This is a genomic window from Nocardia sp. CA-136227, assembly GCF_050955695.1.
GTDB lineage: Bacteria > Actinomycetota > Actinomycetes > Mycobacteriales > Mycobacteriaceae > Nocardia.
Map to the genome: position 1 here is coordinate 2,561,875 of NZ_CP192081.1, position 16,070 is coordinate 2,577,944.

Genomic DNA, 16,070 nt, shown 5'->3' on the forward strand with positions numbered 1-16,070 from the left:
AACTTACCTGATGGAGGCCGGCATGGCATCGGCAACGGCGGTGGAGACCGACGCGGAGCAGGGCACTCAGAGCTGGGCGTACGCGCTCGTGCTCGCGGCCAGCGGCGTCGCACTCGGCGTCTCGGGGGCACCGGCCCCGCTGTACGGGCTCTATCAACGCAGCTGGCATTTCTCCCCGCTCACCACGACCTTCGTCTTCGCCGTCTACGCGGTGGCCGCGCTCGGCGCGGTCCTGGTGTCGGGCCGGATCTCGGACGTGGTGGGTCGCAAGCCGGTCCTGCTCGGCGCGTTCGCGACCATGATCGTCGGCCTGGTGGTGTTCCTGCTCGCCGACAATGTGGCCATGCTGCTGCTGGCGCGGGCCCTGCACGGGGCCGCGGTCGGCGCGATCGTGGTGGCGGGCGCGGCGGCGCTGCTGGATCTGCGGCCGCAGGCGGGCGCGCGCTCGGGCCAGCTGTCCGGGGTGGCCTTCAATGTCGGTATGGCCGTGGCGATTCTGGGCTCGGCGGTGCTGGCCCAGTACGCGCCCTATCCGCTGCGGACCCCGTACGTGGTGATCACGCTGGTGTGCGTGCTCATCGCGGCCGGTGTGCTCGCCCTGCGCGAGCCGCACGGGGCGCGTGCCCAGCAGCGCATCACCATTGCCAAACCGGCCGTGCCGCAGGAGATCCGCGGCGACTTCTGGTTCTCCGCGCTCGGCGTGATGGCGGCCTGGTCGGTGCTGGGCGTGCTGCTGTCGCTGTACCCCTCGCTGGCCTCGGCCGAGACCGGCATCCACAACCTGGTCTTCGGCGGCGCGGTGGTGGCCTCCACAGCGACCGCGGGCGCGCTGGCCCAGGCCGTGGCGGGCGGGATTCCGGCGCGGCGCGCGGCCATCGCGGGTGACATCGGCATGGCGATCGCGCTGCTGCTCACCATTCCGGCGCTGAACACCCACAAGTGGGTCCTGGTGCTGCTGGCCGGTTTTGCCCTGGGCGGCACCTTCGGTCTCGGCTTCGGCGGGTCGCTGCGGCACCTGTCCAATGTGGTGCCGCAGCACAAGCGTGGCGAGACCATGTCGGCCTACTATCTGCTGGCCTACTCGGCCATGGCGGTGCCGACCGTGGTCGCGGGCTGGGCGGCCACCACCTGGGGCCTGAGCACCGTGTTCCCGTGGTTCGTCGCGGTGGTCGCGCTGGCCTGCCTCGGGGCGGCCGGAATCGGCCTGCGCCGCAATGTGGAAGCGGCCGCCGCGGCAGCGGCCTGAACGGTCGCCCGCTTCCTGAATGGTCGGATCCGCGTCCGCCCGGTGACCCCCTGGTCGCCGGGCGGACGCGGCATTCCGGGCGAAACGATCTGGTGTGCCCGGTTTTTCGGGTGCGCGAAGTCGGGGTGGAATTGCCGCATCCGATGCGTGACGCGTCCCGGATCGCTATTCTTCGGCTATGCGGCGGTGGAGGTTCGGTGGGGTGGTGAGCCGGACGGTACACCGGTCGGGTCTGTTGGTGTCGGTGCTGGCCGCGGTGGCGGGCGGGCTCGCCATCGCGGGCCTCACCTGGTGGGGGCTGTGGCGGTTCCTCGGCGCCAAAGCCGAGACGCCGAATCAGCTGGACCTGAGCCGGATTTCGCTCGCGGTGGCGGCGGGCATCGGCGGCGCGGTCGCGCTGGTGGTGGCCTACCGCAAGCAGCGCGACGCCGAGCGCGGCCGCTTCGCCGAGGTCTTCGGGGCCGCCGCCGGTCAGCTCGGCGACCCGGATGTGGCGGTCCGCATCGCCGGGGTCTACGCCATGGCCGGGGTCGCCGACGAGTTCTCGGCGCGCTGGCGGCGCCAGCAGTGCGTGGATGTGCTGTGCGGCTACCTGCGGCTGCCGTACCAACCGGAGGAGGGCGCCAGCCACCTGGTCTCCAAGTCCCAGCGCATCGAGGACCACGGCACCGCCGTCGAGCGCGTGTACACCTACCGCCAGAACGACCGGCAGGTCCGCGACACCATCGTCCGGGTAATCGCCGAACATCTGCGCCCCTCGGCCGAGACCCGCTGGAGTTCCTGCGATTTCGACTTCACCGACGCCGTCTTCGAGAACGCCGACTTCCGCTACGCGGTCTTCGCGGGCCGCAATACCCGCTTCACCAACGCCATGTTCCTGAGTGGCCGCACGGTCACCTTCGAGCAGGCGCGGTTCCTCGGCAAGCGGGTCACCTTCCGCGGGGCCATCTTCCGCAGCGCCGCCGTCTTCGACAAGGCGATCTTCACCCACACCGCCGTGCACCGCGCCGACCGTGACGACACCGCCGCGACGTTCGCCGAGGCCACCTTCGGCAGCGGCGGCAGCTTCGAGGGCGCCGAATTCCGGGGCACGCGAACGGCGTTCGACCGCACCACGTTCGCGGGGGAGCGGACCAGCTTCGCCAATGCCGTCTTCGCCGCCGATCAGACCACCTTCGAGCGCGCGGTGTTCGACGGTGACCGCATCACCTTCACCGGCGCGGAATTCACCGGCGCGCGAGTCACCTTCGCCGATTCCCGCTTCTACACCGAGTCCAGCTCCTTCGACTGCGCCCACCTGGGCACGCAGATCCGCTGGCGTACCGGCCGCACCCAGGAAGTGTCGTTCGCCCGCACCGAGTACCACGGCACGGTCTCCTTCGCCGACACCGTCTTCGGGGGCCGCAAGGTGGTCTTCGCCGGGGGTGACTTCTTCGGCGACATCTCCTTCCGCCGTGCCGCCTTCGACGCCCGCGAGGTCAGTTTCGACCGCCCGAAGGCGTGGGTCGGCGTCCACTTCGACTGGGACGAGAGCCCCGCCACCAAACCGTCGCATATCTCCCCGACGCCGTGGCCGCCGGTGCTGGCCGAATCCGCCTCCGAACTCGCCTCCTGAACCAACCGCGGGCCCGTCGCCCGTTTTGCCCGGAACTCGGCCGTGGGATAGCTTGCAGACGAGCGGAGTTGAAGGGGTTGGGTGGTGGGGAGCCACGGCGTCGGTTGGGTTGTCGCGGTAGCGGTTCTGCTGTTCTGCCTGGCCGCGGCCCTCGCGAGCCGGGCTGGTGCGGCACCGAAGCGGCGGCGGGTGAGCGCCCTGGCGCTCGCGGCGACCGGCTGGATCCTCGTCTTCGCCGCGGTGATGGCCACCCTCTCACCCATGACCCGGGAAGCCGTCGCGGGCAACCCGATCGGCGCGCCGCCCGAACTCGTGCAGGCCGGGCAGCCGACCACCTCGGCCAAACCCACCGCCCCCGATCCGATGGCGTCCCTGAAGCCGGGGGACTGCGTCGAGGTCCCCATCGAGCGAGCCAAGGACGCGTCGGGCGCCCCGACCTGGAAAGCGGGCACACCCGAACCGTCGGACTGCAATTCGGTGGACGCCAACTACCGGGTGCTGCAGAACGGGCCCGACCCCTGCACCGACCCGCTCTACACGCTCGATTCCGCTCCCAAGGACAAGACCGGCAAGCCGCGCTACCACCTGTGCCTGACCTTCGACTGGCGCACCGGCGTCTGCTACGACACCACCGCCATGGAGACCCCGTCGAAGGTCGACTGCGCGACATCCGGCGAGCACATCGTCCAGGCCACCGCCGTGCTGGCCAATGCCACCTCGGGCACGTCCTGTCCCCGGGACGGCCGCGGCGCGGTCTGGGTGATCTGGCGCAAGCTCGAACTCACCGTGTGTTTCCGCGGCGGTGACAACCCGGGGAACTGACGCGTCAGCGCCGGGCGCCGACGGTGATGACGTCCGGGATCAGCCACGACGGCAGCGGCCGCGCCACCTTGCGCTGATCGACGACCTCGAAACCGGCGTCGGTCAGCAGCTTGCGGGTCTCGCGCGGCGACGGCGCGTGCGCGGGGAAGCGCGGGCTGCGGGTCAACTGCTGGATCGGGCGCGATGCCGCACCGGAGGGGTGCATGGTCGCGATCGCGACCAGGCCGCCGGGCGCCAGCACCCGATGGAATTCGCGCAGCGCGGCCGGATGGTCGAAGAAGTGGAACGCGCTGGTGGTGACGACCGCGTCCAGTGCGCCGTCGTCGAAGGGAAGATGCTCGGCCGCGGAATGCCGCCACTGGACTTCGGCCGAGCGGGCGCGGGCCTGCTCCAGCATGCCCGCCGAGGCGTCCACGCCGTAGACCGCGTCGGGCCGCAGTTCGCGGTGGATGCGGGTGGTGAGAATGCCGGTGCCGCAGCCGATGTCGGCGATCCGGCGGGATCCGGCGGCGCGCAGCTCGGCGATCATCTGATCCTGCGGCGGGCGGTAGACGAGGTGTTGCAGGGCGGCGGTGTCGTAGGCGCGGGCGACATTGCCCCAGAACCGCGTCACCACATGGTTGAAGGCGCGATTGCCGGTGGTCAGCGAAGTGGTCATGTGTGCTCCTGTCCGGCTCCATGGAAACAGATTCCGGACTGTCTGGGAAGGTGCGATGGAGTAGCGTCGGGCGCATGAGGATTCGTGGTGCCGTCCTGGAACAGATCGGGGCGTCGACGCCCTTCGCCGACTCGAAGCCGATCACCATCAGCGAGCTGGACCTGGGCGAACCCGGCCCGGGCGAGCTGCTGATCCGGATCGAGGCGGCGGGCCTGTGCCATTCCGACCTGTCCGTGGTGGACGGCAATCGCGTCCGCCCCGTCCCCATGCTGCTGGGCCACGAGGCCGCGGGCCGCATCGAGGCGCTCGGCCCCGGCGACTCCGACCTGGCTGTCGGCCAGCGCGTCATCATGACCTTCCTGCCCCGCTGCGGCTCCTGCGCGGGCTGCGCCACCGACGGCCGCACCCCGTGCGAGCCCGGCAGTCTCGCCAACAATGCGGGCGAACTCCTCGCGGGCGGGCGGCGTTTGCTCCGCGACGGCGTGGAGGTCCATCACCACCTGGGCGTGTCCGGGTTCGCCACCCACGCTGTCGTCGACCGCCATTCGGTGGTGCCCGTCGACGACGACGTGCCCGCGGAGGTGGCCGCCGTCCTCGGCTGCGCCGTCCTCACCGGCGGTGGCGCACTGCTGAATTCGGCCAAGCCCGGCCCGAAGGACCGCATCATGGTGGTCGGTCTCGGCGGCGTCGGCATGGCCGCGGTGCTGGTGGGCGCCGCCCTGCGCGCGAGCACCGGCCAGGAGGTCATCGCGGTCGACACCGTCCCCGAGAAGTTGAAGACCGCACTGGAACTCGGCGCGACCGCCGCCTACACCCCACAGCAGATCGCCGCCGACAATATCCAGGCCGAAGTCGTCATCGAGGCCGCCGGCAACATCCGCGCCTTCGAAACCGCCGTGGCCGCAACGGCTCCCGGCGGCACCACGGTCACCGTGGGCCTGCCCGCCCCCGACGCCCGCGCCAGCATCTCCCCGCTGGCCCTGGTGGCCCAGGGCCGCACCATCGTCGGCAGCTACCTCGGTTCCGCCGTCCCGTCCCGCGACATCCCCGAATTCGTCCGCATGTGGCGCGAGGGCACCCTCCCGGTCGAGCGCCTCGTCTCCTCCCGCATCCGCCTCGACGAAATCAACCACGCCATGGACGAATTGGCCGCCGGCCACGCCCTCCGCCAGGTCATCGTCTTCGACTGACGCGCGGATCTTCCGCTCCAGCAGGCAGTGACCTGGGGGATCACCTTGTCTCGCAATTCCTGATATTGGTTCCGTCCTGAACTAGAACGTGTTCTAATTTGGCCATGAGCGGATTCGTGGAAGGCCAGGTCGACCCGGCATTCCGGGCGGTGCGGGAGGTGTTCGAAGCTAGCTTCGCGGACGGGGCGAACGCGGGCGCGGCCGTGGCCGTGTTCGTCGACGGCCGCCCGGTTGTCGACCTGTGGGGCGGCCTCGCCGACACGCGCGCCAAGCGGCCCTGGCTGCGCGACACCCCGGTGGTCACCTACTCGTGCACGAAGGGTGTCACCGCCACCGCCGCGCTCCTGGTGGCGCACGAGCGCGGCGTCGGCCTGGACGATCCGGTCACCGACTGGTGGCCGGGATACGGTGTCGGGGGCAAGGATTCGACGACCCTGGCCGATCTGCTCACCCATCGAGCGGGTCTGCCCGTCTTCGAGCGTCCCGTCTCCACCGCTGACGCGGCGGACCAGCGGGCGATGGCGGCCCGGCTGGCCGAACAACACCCGGTGTGGAAGCCCGGCACCGAACACGGCTACCACGCCCTGACCTTCGGCTGGCTGCTCGGCGAATTCGTCCGCCGCCACACGGGATTCACGGTCGGCGAGTACGTGCGCCGGAACTTCGGCGACCAGCTGTGGATCGGCGCGCCGCCCGAGATCGCGGAACAGGCCGCCCGCGTGGGCGCTCCGCCCGCCGCCGACCAGGCGTGGACCGACCCCGCCCCGATCAGCGCCGCGACGGTGGCCGAGATGGCGCGCGCCTTCCGGGACCCGCAATCGCTCGCGCTGCGCGCCTCCACCAACCCCCTGGGCTCCTACAACAATCCGGAGGTGCTGGCCGGCGGCTGGCCCTCGACCGGACTGGTCACCACTGCCCGCGCCCTGGCCCGCTTCTACGCCGACCTGGCGGCCGGTGACCTCCTGCCCGCGGACGTCCTCGCCGACGCCGTCCGTGAGCGCGTGCGCGGCCGCGACGCCGTGCTGACCCTGGAGAGCGCCTTCGGCCTGGGCTACATGCTGCCCTCGGAGAACATGATCCTGCCCGAGACCGCCCGCCCCACGGCCTTCGGTCATCCCGGCGCGGGCGGCGCGATCGGCCTGGGCGACACCGCGAATCGGCTCGCGATCGCCTTCACCCCGAACCTGCGCCGCGACTGGCTCTCCGGAGACCGCCGCGCCTACAACCTGATCGACGCGGCCTACGGCGCGCTGTGAGCGCCGTGGACCGCGTCGAATCCGGTGAACCGGCCGAATCCCGGTGACCTACTCGACCGTCAGCGTGACCGTCTTGGTCTCGGTCTTGGCGGGCAGCTTGGTGGTGTCGACCGCCAGGATCTCGCCGCTGTCCTGAACCCCGTTGGGCAGGATCTTGGCCTTGAGCCCGAACGGCGGCTGGTCTCCGGTGAGCCCCTCGATGCCGAAGTCGCTGTCGTTGGAGATGTAGAGGGTCTTGCCGTGGTCGTTGGTGGCCACGCCCTCGATCTTGTCGTGGCCGAAGAACTTGCCGTCGGCGTTGAGGCCGTCCAGCAGTCCGCCCAGGTCGAGGTTGGCGGTCTTGGCGACCGGCGTGATGCCCGCCTTCTTCAGCGCGGCGATGCCGTCGGCGGTGGTGACGGTGCCGACGTAGACCTCGAGCGGCTTGCCGTCGATCAGCAGGCCCTTCTCCGGGTCGTACTGCGCGCCGGGGACTTTGGCATCCGGGCCGATGTCGGTGGCGCCGGCGATGTCGACGGTCCACAGCTTCTTGTTGGCCTTGGGGGCCTTGTTGCCGTCGCGCTCGTCGACCAGGAAGGTGGTGTTGGACAGCGCGGTGATCTCGGAGATCGCCAGCTTCTCCTTGGGCGACTCGAGCGGCAGCGCGAACTCCTTGACCGCCTTGGTCTTCAGGTCCACGGTGACGATGCGGGTCATCGGGGTCTCCCGGGCATTGGTGACGCCCGGCTCGTTGAGCGCGCTCTGGATGACGCCGACCAGGGTGCTGCCGTCGGGGGTGACGGTCAGGCCCTCCATGCCCTGGTTCGGGGTGCGGAACGCGAGTTCCTTGGGCAGACCCCTGCCCGGCGCGAGCCGCTCGAGCTCCGCGCCCTTGGCGTCGAAATGCACCATGAACGGGCCGTATTCGTCGGAGATCCAGAAGGTGCCGTCGGCGAGCGCGACCAGGCCCTCGCTGTCGATGCCGTGATCGGTGGGCGGCAGCACCTTGCCGGTCAGGTCCTTCATGGTCTCGCCGGTGGTGGCGGAGGTGTCGACCAGGCCGTTGAAGGGCTGTCCGGCCGGGTTCTTCAGCAGGATGGTGGATTCCACCAAGGCCTTGTTGCCGACCAGCTTGAACTTGGCGATCTGCGGGGTGAAATCCGGGACCGGGGCGATCTTCTCGTTCTTGCCCTTGCCGTCCACGTTCGGGCCGCGGTCGGTGAGCCCGTAGAACTCGTCGGTGGAGCCCGGGACCGGGGTGAAGGCGGAGCCGTAGGCGCTGGCCTGCACCGGAACTCCGCCGAACTCGCCGATCGGCGGGATGTCGGTGGTGAACAGGCGGACCGCGTCGGTAGTGGTGACGGTGATGGAGTCCGAACCGGTGTACCCGGCCGCGGGGGTGTACACCAGCGCGCCGTCCAGGCGCCGGCTCAGGGTGCCGTGCTGCGGGTCGGCGACCGCGACGGCGGCGTGGCCCCCGGTCTTGTCCAGCAGCTGGTCCAGCGAGATCACCAGCGGCTGGCCGGCCGTGGCGGTGAAGTCGGCGGAGTCGGATCCGGAGGAGCAGGCGGCGGTGACGGCGGCCGCGCCGACGACGGCGGCGACGGCAGCCCGGCGGGCAACGGGACGAATTCTCACGAGAGATGCCTATAGGTCCGATCCGTCGCCGGGTTGGCCGTCACCTGAACACCTTCCGCCGAGCTCGTGAACCGGCCGCGCGTCAGGATCGGGTCTGCTCGGGCTCCCAGCCCGGCGGGGCGAAGATGTAGCCGAGCTTGTCGCGCCAGTTCGAGGTGCTCCGCACGTCCCGCACGATCTTGGCGTATTCGCCGTACTGCAGTGTCAGCAGATTGTAGGTGCCCACCGGCTTGGTGAGACCGTAGGTGGGACGCTGGATCTCGGGTTCGAAGGTGCCGAACATGCGGTCCCAGATGATGAGCATCCCGGCGTAGTTCTTGTCCAGGTACTGCGCGTCGCTGCCGTGGTGCACGCGGTGGTGCGACGGGGTGTTGAAGACGAGTTCGACCGGGCCCCAGAGCTTTCCGACGGACTCGGTGTGGGTGAAGAACTGGTAGATCAGGTTGATCGTGAAGGCGATGTAGATCGTCCAGGGCGTGAAGCCCAGCAGCGGCAGCGGCGCCCAGAAGATGGCCTCGGTCCACGGATTCCACTTCTGCCGCAGGGCGGTTCCGAAGTTGAAGTACTCGCTGGAGTGGTGCGCTTGATGCGCCGCCCAGCCGATCCGCACCCGGTGCACGAAGCGGTGGTTCCAGTAGAACGCGAAGTCGAGGACGAGCAGCAGCAGCGCCCAGCTCCACCAGACATCGGTGGGGAGGTGCCAGGGCGCGACATAGGTCCACAGGAAGACGAACAGCACCAGCGTGCCCGCCTTGAAGAGCGCGCTCGACATCAGCGAACCCACGCCCATGCTCAGGCTGGTCCGGGTGTCGCGGGCCAGGTATCCGGTGGCGTCGTGATCGTCACGCAGGGCCAGCGCCTCGGCGCCGATGGACAGTAGAAAGACGGGGACCGCGTACAGCAGCGGTGTGTTGATCTCATGCCAGACCTGCGAAAACATCGAACCTCCTCGAATTGCCCAATTCGTAAGTTACCAATTGGTCAATTCGAGGACAAGAGGCCGATTCGGACATCCTGGGTTGGCCGGGTCAGGTGAGGGCGGAGAACAGCCGGCTGCTGCGGGCGACCATGGCTTCGGCCGTCTCGCCGGGGTGGCTCAACCACCAGTCCACGAGCGCGGCGACCACGCCGGTCCAGACCGCGCGCAGCGCCGACAGGTCCTGCGGATCGGTCAGGCCGTGCAGCGACACGAACGCCGACACGCCCCGATCGGCCTGCGCCGAGATGCGGGCGCGCGCGGCCAGCGCCGCCTCGGCCGCGGGGCCCTCGTCCGGATGCGACTGGTCCTGCACGACCTTCCAGTCGTGCGGGCGCGGTTCCAGGACCGTGAAGATCGCAGCGAGCGTGCGTTCGGCCATATCGAGTGAGGCAGGGCCGGTGAAGGCCGCGTCGATGGCGTCCCCGAGCACCGCCGAGGCGCGCTGCACGCACGCCACGTACAGCCCGTCCTTGGAGCCGAAGTAGCCGTACACCAAGGGTTTCGACACCCCGGCCGCCGCCGCCACCGACGCGGGGGACAGGCCCGCGTAGCCGACCCGGGCGATCTCCGCGGCGGCCACGTCGAGAATCTGCGCCTCGCGTTCGGCGCGCGGGACGCCCTTGGTTCCGGCTGTGGATCGCACCCTCGAAAATTACCACCCGGTCAATTCGACCGGCCCGTGGTCACCGGCCTGTGGTCCCGGTGTTTCGCCGACCCGATAGGCTCGACGGGTTCCAGATCGGTCATAGCGAAGGAGACCAGGTGGCCACGAACCGGATCCGGGTGGGTGTGCTCGGGGCGCGCGGCAAGGTCGGGCAGTCCATCTGCGCGGGCGTCGAGGCGGCCGCGGATCTGGAGCTGGTGGCGCAGGTCGACAAGGACGACTCGCTCGAGGCGTTCACCGCCGCCGGGACCGAGGTCGTGGTCGACTTCACCCACCCCGACGTGGTGATGCCGAATCTGAAGTGGCTGGTGGAGAACGGCATTCACGCCGTCGTCGGCACCACCGGCTTCGACGCCGACCGGCTCGGGCAGGTCAAGGGCTGGCTCGCCGCCAAGCCCGAGGTCGGCGTGCTGATCGCCCCCAACTTCGCCATCGGCGCGGTGCTGAGCATGCGGTTCGCCGAGCAGGCAGCCCGCTTCTTCGACTCGGTCGAGGTCATCGAGCTGCACCACCCGAACAAGGCCGACGCGCCCTCGGGCACCGCCTTCCGGACCGCCGCGCTCATCGCCGCCGCCCGGGAGAAGGCCGGTGTCGGCCGCAGCCCCGACGCCACCAGCCAGGAGTTGGAGGGCGCGCGCGGCGCGGACGTGGACGGCGTGCGCGTGCACTCGGTGCGGCTGGCCGGACTGGTCGCCCACCAGGAGGTGCTGTTCGGCACCCAGGGCGAGACCCTCACCATCCGCCACGACTCGCTCGACCGCACCTCCTTCGTGCCGGGCGTGCTGCTGGGCGTGCGCAAGACCCCGCTGCGCCCGGGCCTGACCGTGGGCATCGACCCGCTGCTCGACCTGTGAGCGCGCCGGAGGCGAACAACGGCCGCGAGGTCTTCAAGCGGGTCGGCTTCATCGCGGCCCTCGTGCTGGTTCTCGGGTTCTATTTCGTGTTGCTGGGCCGGATCGCGTTCAGCCTCATCGGTTCCGGCAAGCCCGCCGCCATCGGCCTCGGCCTGGGTGTGCTCATCCTGCCGCTGCTGGGGGTGTGGATCGTGGGCACCAGCGTCCGCGCCGCGTTCGCCCACCAGCATCTGGCCCGGCGCATGCACGAGGAGGGCGGCGAGCTCGACGTCTCCGACCTGCCGCGCCGCCCCTCCGGCCGCATCGAGAAGGCCGCCGCCGATGAGCTTTTCGAGCAGGTGAAGGCCGAATTCGAAGCGGACCCGCAGAACTGGCGCACCAGCTACCGCGCGGCCCGCGCCTATGACTATGCCGGGGACCGCACCCGGGCGCGCGAAATGATGAAGCGCGCAGTCGATTTGGAGCGCGCCGAGCGCACCGGCTCACGATAGCCAGTGTTTCGCAGGAAACCTGCCGGTAGGTTGCGACCGGAGTAAAGTCCGCCGGGTGAGGTTCACGGTGGGTTATGCGCTGGCCATCGCCTGCGCGACGATGGGGTCACCTGCGGCGGTATCGGCGGTGGCGCGCGCGGACACCGCGCCGTCCTGTATCGAGTCGGAGAACGACTACAAGCTCGAATGGCAGCTCAGCTGGTCGGTGTATGAAGCCGAGCAGCAGAATCCGGCCGACGCGCGGGCGGTGCGCGAGGTGGATCTGCCGATCACCATCGACGCCCCGCTGGACAAGGTGTGGTCGGTGTACACCGACTTCCGCAACGGCCTGGGCCGCCACTCGTTCCTCAAGGACATCATCGTCCACCGCACCTGCGACGAGGACGGCGTGCGCGTCACCGATTTCACCGCGCTGGAAGACATTCCGATGGGGCCGATCACCTTCCCCGGCCACACCCAGGCCGAGCAGCGCCTGTACGCGGACCAGAACTACTACACCTCCGACACCTGGGACATCCCCAATGTCACCACCCACCAGGTGGTCACCTTCACCGACAACGGGGACGGCACCACCACGGTCAACGAGCACCTGACCTTCGTCGCCGATCAGCCGCTCATCGATTTCACCGCGGACAACGGCGTGGCCGCGCACCTCGCCTCCCAGGAAGCGGTGAAGGCCGATATCGAGAACGGCACGCTCTGAGTGGTTTTCGCGTGACGAACCGAATGCGGCCCGGAACCTGATGGTTCCGGGCCGCATTCCTGTCTCGCGCTCAGGAGGCGGGGTGCACCCGCTGCCAGTGCTCGGCGATGTCGATGCGCCGAGCCAGCCACACCTTGTCGTGCGACCGCACGTAATCCACGAAGCGCTCCAACGCCTTCGCCCGCGCGGGCTTGCCCGCGATGCGGCAGTGCAGGCCGATCGAGAGCATCTTCGGCGCGCCCGCCTCTCCCTCGGCGTAGAGCACGTCGAAGGCGTCCTTCAGGTAGGTGAAGAACTCCTCGCCGTTGGCGAATCCGGCGGGGGAGGAGAACCGCATGTCGTTGGTTTCGAGGGTGTACGGCAGCACCAGGTGGTCCCGGTCGCCGACCTTCACCCAGTAGGGCAGGTCGTCGGCGTAGGAGTCGGAGTCGTAGACGAATCCGCCGTGCTCCACCACCAGTTCGCGGGTCCGCGGCGAGTCGCGGCCGGTGTACCAGCCCTTGGGCGCCTCACCGAAGAGCTTGGTGATGATCCGCACCGCCTCGTCCAGGTGCGCGCGCTCGGTCTCGGCGTCCACGCTCTGGTAGGAGAGCCAGCGCAGGCCGTGCGAGCAGATGTCGTAGCCGAGCCGCTTGAACGCCGCGACCGCCTCCGGGTTGCGTTCCAGCGCCCGCGCCACCCCGAAGATGGTCAGCGGCACGCCGCGGCTCTCGAACAGCCGCAGCACCCGCCACAGTCCGGCCCGCGAGCCGTACTCGTAAATCGTCTCCATCGACATGTGCCGGTCCGGGAACGACGCCGCCGGAACGATATCCGACAGGAACGTCTCCGAGCCCTCGTCGCCGTCGAGCACATTGTTCTCGCCGCCCTCCTCGTAGTTGAGGACGAAGTTGACGGCGATGTTCGCATCCCCCGGCCACTGCGGATGCGGCGGGTGGGGGCCGTAACCGACCATGTCCCGCGGGTAGTTCAGGTCGAAATCGCTCATGCGCGTTCATTGTCCAGCCCGGCACGCAATCGTGCGCGAGCTTCGTCGGTGAGCGTGCCGTAGAGCCGCAGCCGGGCCAGGCCACCGTCGGGGTAGGCGTCCAGGCGGACCGACACCACCGGGTCGGCGGCGTCGATCAGGAAGCGGTGGCGGGTGTCGGGCTGCAGGCGGGTGCGCGGCAGCAGTTCGACCTCGGTGCCGTCGGCGCGGATGCCGGTCAGCGAGCCCGCGCCCGGGCTGTTGAACAGGAAGTACGAGGTGTCGATCTCGGCGGCGGTGATCACGCCTTCCTCGGCCAGCTGCACCAGCACCCAGTCGTTGGTGTTCTTGTCGCGGCGGCGCGCGGTCTCCCAGCCGTCACCCATGCTGCGGGCGCGACCGGGCATGAGCACGTTCTGCGGGTGCGAGTAGAAGCGGTTCGAGCAGTCGGCGACCAGGCCGCCGTTCTCGATCGCGGCCAGATCGAACGGGCCCGCCTCGAGCCAGGCCGGATCCGGCTTGGCGACGCCGTGCACGCGCAGCCGGGCGATGCCGCCGTCGGGGAACATGCGCAGGCGCACATGGGTGAAGCGCTGCGCGGAATCCACGGCGAACGGGATCTCCGAATCACCGTCGACCTTGGCGCGGTCCACCAGGGTGGTCCAGCCCTCGGCGGCGACCAGCTCGTCGACCGATGGATGGCCCGCCACCGCGATGGCTTCCACCGACACCTCGGGTGGATAGTTGCCCTTGAACCACGCGGTGTCCACCACGACGCCCTGGATCACGCCGGGCACGCCCAGGCGGATGATCGCGGTGTGGCAGGCGTCGATGGGCGGGTGGCCGCCGTCCGCGCCGCGCTGGCGCAGCGTCTCCCAGCCGTCGTAGACCTGGCCCTTGTGGCCGAAGGTGGCGGGGGAGTAGGTGGCCGCCTCGGGCCGGATCAGGTTCTCCCGCTCGGCGAAGGACTCGTCGTCGGCCCACAGCACGGCACCGCCCAGGGTGCGCACGGCCAGGTCGGGAAGCAGCGTGAAATCAGCGTCGCTCATAGCGCCGGGATCTTCCTTTCTCGCAATTGATGCAAAACCTCGACAGAGGCTTTCGGGGCGATCGCGATCACGTCGGCGGGATCGAAAGCGCCGCACTCCAGTCCGCGCAGCACCACTGTCGCCAGTGCCTGCGCGGTGGCCGGTTCGTCCATCACCGCGCCGCCCTGGCGGTCCAGGTAGCGGCCGATGCGCGGGGCGGCGATGCCCAGGCCCTCGCGGAAGAACGCGAAGGTGGCCAGCCAGCGGGTGACCAGGTGGCCCGCGCCCATGTCCCAGCCCTGGTAGTAGCCGCGCTCGAGCGAGCGGCCGACCAGGCGGAAGTGCCGCGACACGGCCGCGCGCACCTCGGCGTCGGTGCCGATGGGCAGCACCTGGGTGGAGCCGTCGCACACCCACACGCCGGTGGTGGCCGCGGCGGCCTGCATGACCGCCTTGGCGTGGTCGGCGACCGGGTGCTCCAGCGACTGGAACTTGGGTGCGATTCCGCAGGCGGCGCTGTAATCGTAAGTGCCGTAGTGCAATCCGGTGCAGCGTCCGGCCGAGCGCTGGATCAGCTGGGCGACCGGGGAGGTGCCGTCGGCGGCGATGATGGCCTGCGGGCTCTCGATCTGCAGCTCGAACTTCAGCGATCCGGCGGCCAGGCCGTGCGCGGATTCGACGGCCTCGCACAGGTCCACGGTGATGTCGGCCTGCTCGACGTGGCGGATCTTGGGGACGGTGAACACGAAGCCCTCGGGCACCCCGCCCGCGCCCTCGAGGACCTTCTCCAGGGTGCGCACGGCGCGCGCCCACTCCAGGGAGGTCAAGCCCTTCATGCGGATGCCGCGCGAGGTGACCTCGGGGGCAAGGGCTTTCAGTACCGCACCGGCGTGCAGGGCGTCGCGGTCCTCGACGTCGTCGCCGCGGGTGCCGTAGCCGTCCTCGAAGTCGAAGCGCAGGTCCTGGATGGGCCGCTCGCGAAGAACCGTGAAGACCCGCTCGGTGACGTCGGCGCCGGCCAGCTCGATCAGCAGGTCGCGCTGGGCCTCGGCGAGTTCGATGGCGGCGGCGCCCCACTGGGCGGGCAGATCGATCGAGGCGTCCGCGCCGGAGGCGTACGCGGTGTGCACCGGCTGTCCCGGGCGATCACCCGGATAGCGCCGCAGCAGCTCCGAATCCACGTCCCGCAAACGGGATTCGATCCCGTTCAATGTCTCCGGTGGCACCCTCACGCACGGGCCTCCTTCTCCTCGATGCCGAAATCGGCGAGCAATCCCACATACCGCTTCGGCAGTGGGGCCGCGAATTCCCCGCGGCCGGACTTACGCAGCTTCATGGTGACCAGCGACTGCACGGTCAGGGTGGCGGCGGCGACCCCGTCGATGACGGGCACGCCGACCTCGTCGGTCAGGTACTCGCACAGGTCCGCCATGCCCGCGCAGCCGAGCACGACCGCGTCGGAGTCGTCGGCGGCCACCGCGTCACGGCAGGCGTCGGCGACGACCTTGCGCGCCTTCGGGTCCTCGAGTTCGAGCACCGGGATCTCACAGGCGTGCACGTTCGCGCAGAACCGTTCCATCCCATAGCGTTCGGCCAGATCCCAGGCCCGGCCCGCGGTGCGGCCCAGTGTGGTGACCACGCTGAACTTGCGCCCGAGATGGCTGGCGTACTGCATTGCCGCCTCGGCGATGCCGATCACCGGGCCGCGCGCGAGCTCGCGGGCGGCGTCCAGGCCCGGATCGCCGAAGCAGGCGATGATGTAGCCGTCCACGCCCTCGGCCTCGCCGCGCGCGATCTCGGCCAGCAGGCCCGGCACGGCCAGCGCCTCGTCGTAGTGGCTCTCGATGGAGGCCGGGCCCATGGTCGGGTTCACGCCCTCGACGATGGTGCCGGGCGCGGCCACCAGCTTGGCACTGGCCTCGATCAGGCTGGTCATGGCCGCGGTGGTGTTGGGGTTGATGACTCGAATGCGCATGGATC

The 16,070-nt window shown here is 69.9% G+C and carries 16 protein-coding genes; 8 read left to right on the forward strand and 8 right to left on the reverse strand.

The window, feature by feature from the left end:
- Positions 1-22 precede the first annotated feature (22 nt).
- From ACQP06_RS11630 to ACQP06_RS11640, 3 genes are all read left to right on the forward strand, one after another.
- Positions 23-1,246 (forward strand): MFS transporter, encoded by a 1,224-nt coding sequence (locus ACQP06_RS11630; protein WP_433672228.1) that lies wholly within the window; start codon positions 23-25, stop codon positions 1,244-1,246.
- 205 nt (positions 1,247-1,451) lie between these two features.
- A complete protein-coding gene (locus ACQP06_RS11635) occupies positions 1,452-2,861 on the forward strand; it encodes a pentapeptide repeat-containing protein (protein ID WP_433672229.1) in 1,410 nt (469 codons plus the stop codon).
- 84 nt (positions 2,862-2,945) lie between these two features.
- A complete protein-coding gene (locus ACQP06_RS11640; RefSeq protein ID WP_433672230.1) occupies positions 2,946-3,683 on the forward strand; it encodes an LppU/SCO3897 family protein in 738 nt (245 codons plus the stop codon).
- Between the two features lie 4 nt (positions 3,684-3,687).
- On the opposite strand, the gene ACQP06_RS11645 is transcribed toward ACQP06_RS11640, so the two are convergent.
- Positions 3,688-4,341, reverse strand: coding sequence for a class I SAM-dependent methyltransferase (locus ACQP06_RS11645; RefSeq protein ID WP_433672231.1), 654 nt, complete (start codon positions 4,339-4,341; stop codon positions 3,688-3,690).
- A 74-nt stretch (positions 4,342-4,415) separates the two neighbouring features.
- Here ACQP06_RS11645 and ACQP06_RS11650 point away from each other — a divergent pair, with 74 nt between their 5' ends.
- Together ACQP06_RS11650 and ACQP06_RS11655 are read left to right on the forward strand one after the other, a co-directional pair.
- The gene (locus tag ACQP06_RS11650; RefSeq protein WP_433672232.1) at positions 4,416-5,531 is read left to right on the forward strand and encodes an alcohol dehydrogenase catalytic domain-containing protein; all 1,116 of its coding nucleotides are present in this window, start codon (positions 4,416-4,418) and stop codon (positions 5,529-5,531) included.
- A gap of 104 nt (positions 5,532-5,635) precedes the next feature.
- Positions 5,636-6,787 (forward strand): serine hydrolase domain-containing protein, encoded by a 1,152-nt coding sequence (locus ACQP06_RS11655; protein WP_433672233.1) that lies wholly within the window; start codon positions 5,636-5,638, stop codon positions 6,785-6,787.
- A 48-nt stretch (positions 6,788-6,835) separates the two neighbouring features.
- Here the strand turns inward: ACQP06_RS11655 and ACQP06_RS11660 are convergent, their stop codons facing one another.
- From ACQP06_RS11660 to ACQP06_RS11670, 3 genes are all read right to left on the reverse strand, one after another.
- On the reverse strand, positions 6,836-8,404 hold the full coding sequence (locus ACQP06_RS11660; protein ID WP_433672234.1) for an esterase-like activity of phytase family protein: 1,569 nt from the start codon (positions 8,402-8,404) through the stop codon (positions 6,836-6,838).
- Between the two features lie 82 nt (positions 8,405-8,486).
- On the reverse strand, positions 8,487-9,344 hold the full coding sequence (locus tag ACQP06_RS11665) for a sterol desaturase family protein (RefSeq protein WP_433672235.1): 858 nt from the start codon (positions 9,342-9,344) through the stop codon (positions 8,487-8,489).
- A gap of 88 nt (positions 9,345-9,432) precedes the next feature.
- Positions 9,433-10,026: a TetR/AcrR family transcriptional regulator gene (locus tag ACQP06_RS11670; protein ID WP_379278778.1), complete on the reverse strand. Its 594-nt coding sequence runs from the start codon at positions 10,024-10,026 to the stop codon at positions 9,433-9,435.
- Positions 10,027-10,145: 119 nt separating this feature from the next.
- Here ACQP06_RS11670 and dapB point away from each other — a divergent pair, with 119 nt between their 5' ends.
- From dapB to ACQP06_RS11685, 3 genes are read left to right on the forward strand one after another with little or no spacing between them, the layout of a single operon-like run.
- The gene (gene dapB, locus ACQP06_RS11675) at positions 10,146-10,901 is read left to right on the forward strand and encodes a 4-hydroxy-tetrahydrodipicolinate reductase (RefSeq protein WP_433672236.1); all 756 of its coding nucleotides are present in this window, start codon (positions 10,146-10,148) and stop codon (positions 10,899-10,901) included.
- On the forward strand, positions 10,898-11,392 hold the full coding sequence (locus ACQP06_RS11680) for a hypothetical protein (protein WP_404204252.1): 495 nt from the start codon (positions 10,898-10,900) through the stop codon (positions 11,390-11,392). Before dapB ends, ACQP06_RS11680 begins: the two co-directional genes overlap by 4 nt.
- A gap of 55 nt (positions 11,393-11,447) precedes the next feature.
- Positions 11,448-12,095: a hypothetical protein gene (locus ACQP06_RS11685; RefSeq protein WP_433672237.1), complete on the forward strand. Its 648-nt coding sequence runs from the start codon at positions 11,448-11,450 to the stop codon at positions 12,093-12,095.
- 70 nt (positions 12,096-12,165) lie between these two features.
- Here the strand turns inward: ACQP06_RS11685 and puuE are convergent, their stop codons facing one another.
- Genes puuE through ACQP06_RS11705 form a run of 4 tightly spaced genes read right to left on the reverse strand, consistent with a single transcriptional unit; the run spans position 12,166 to position 16,065 of the window.
- Complete coding sequence (gene puuE / locus ACQP06_RS11690) at positions 12,166-13,083, reverse strand: allantoinase PuuE (RefSeq protein ID WP_433672238.1); 918 nt, start codon at positions 13,081-13,083, stop codon at positions 12,166-12,168.
- A complete protein-coding gene (gene alc / locus ACQP06_RS11695; protein WP_433672239.1) occupies positions 13,080-14,111 on the reverse strand; it encodes an allantoicase in 1,032 nt (343 codons plus the stop codon). Before alc ends, puuE begins: the two co-directional genes overlap by 4 nt.
- Complete coding sequence (locus tag ACQP06_RS11700) at positions 14,108-15,322, reverse strand: DUF6986 family protein (protein ID WP_433672240.1); 1,215 nt, start codon at positions 15,320-15,322, stop codon at positions 14,108-14,110. Before ACQP06_RS11700 ends, alc begins: the two co-directional genes overlap by 4 nt.
- A complete protein-coding gene (locus ACQP06_RS11705) occupies positions 15,319-16,065 on the reverse strand; it encodes an aspartate/glutamate racemase family protein (protein WP_433672241.1) in 747 nt (248 codons plus the stop codon). Before ACQP06_RS11705 ends, ACQP06_RS11700 begins: the two co-directional genes overlap by 4 nt.
- Positions 16,066-16,070 lie beyond the last annotated feature (5 nt).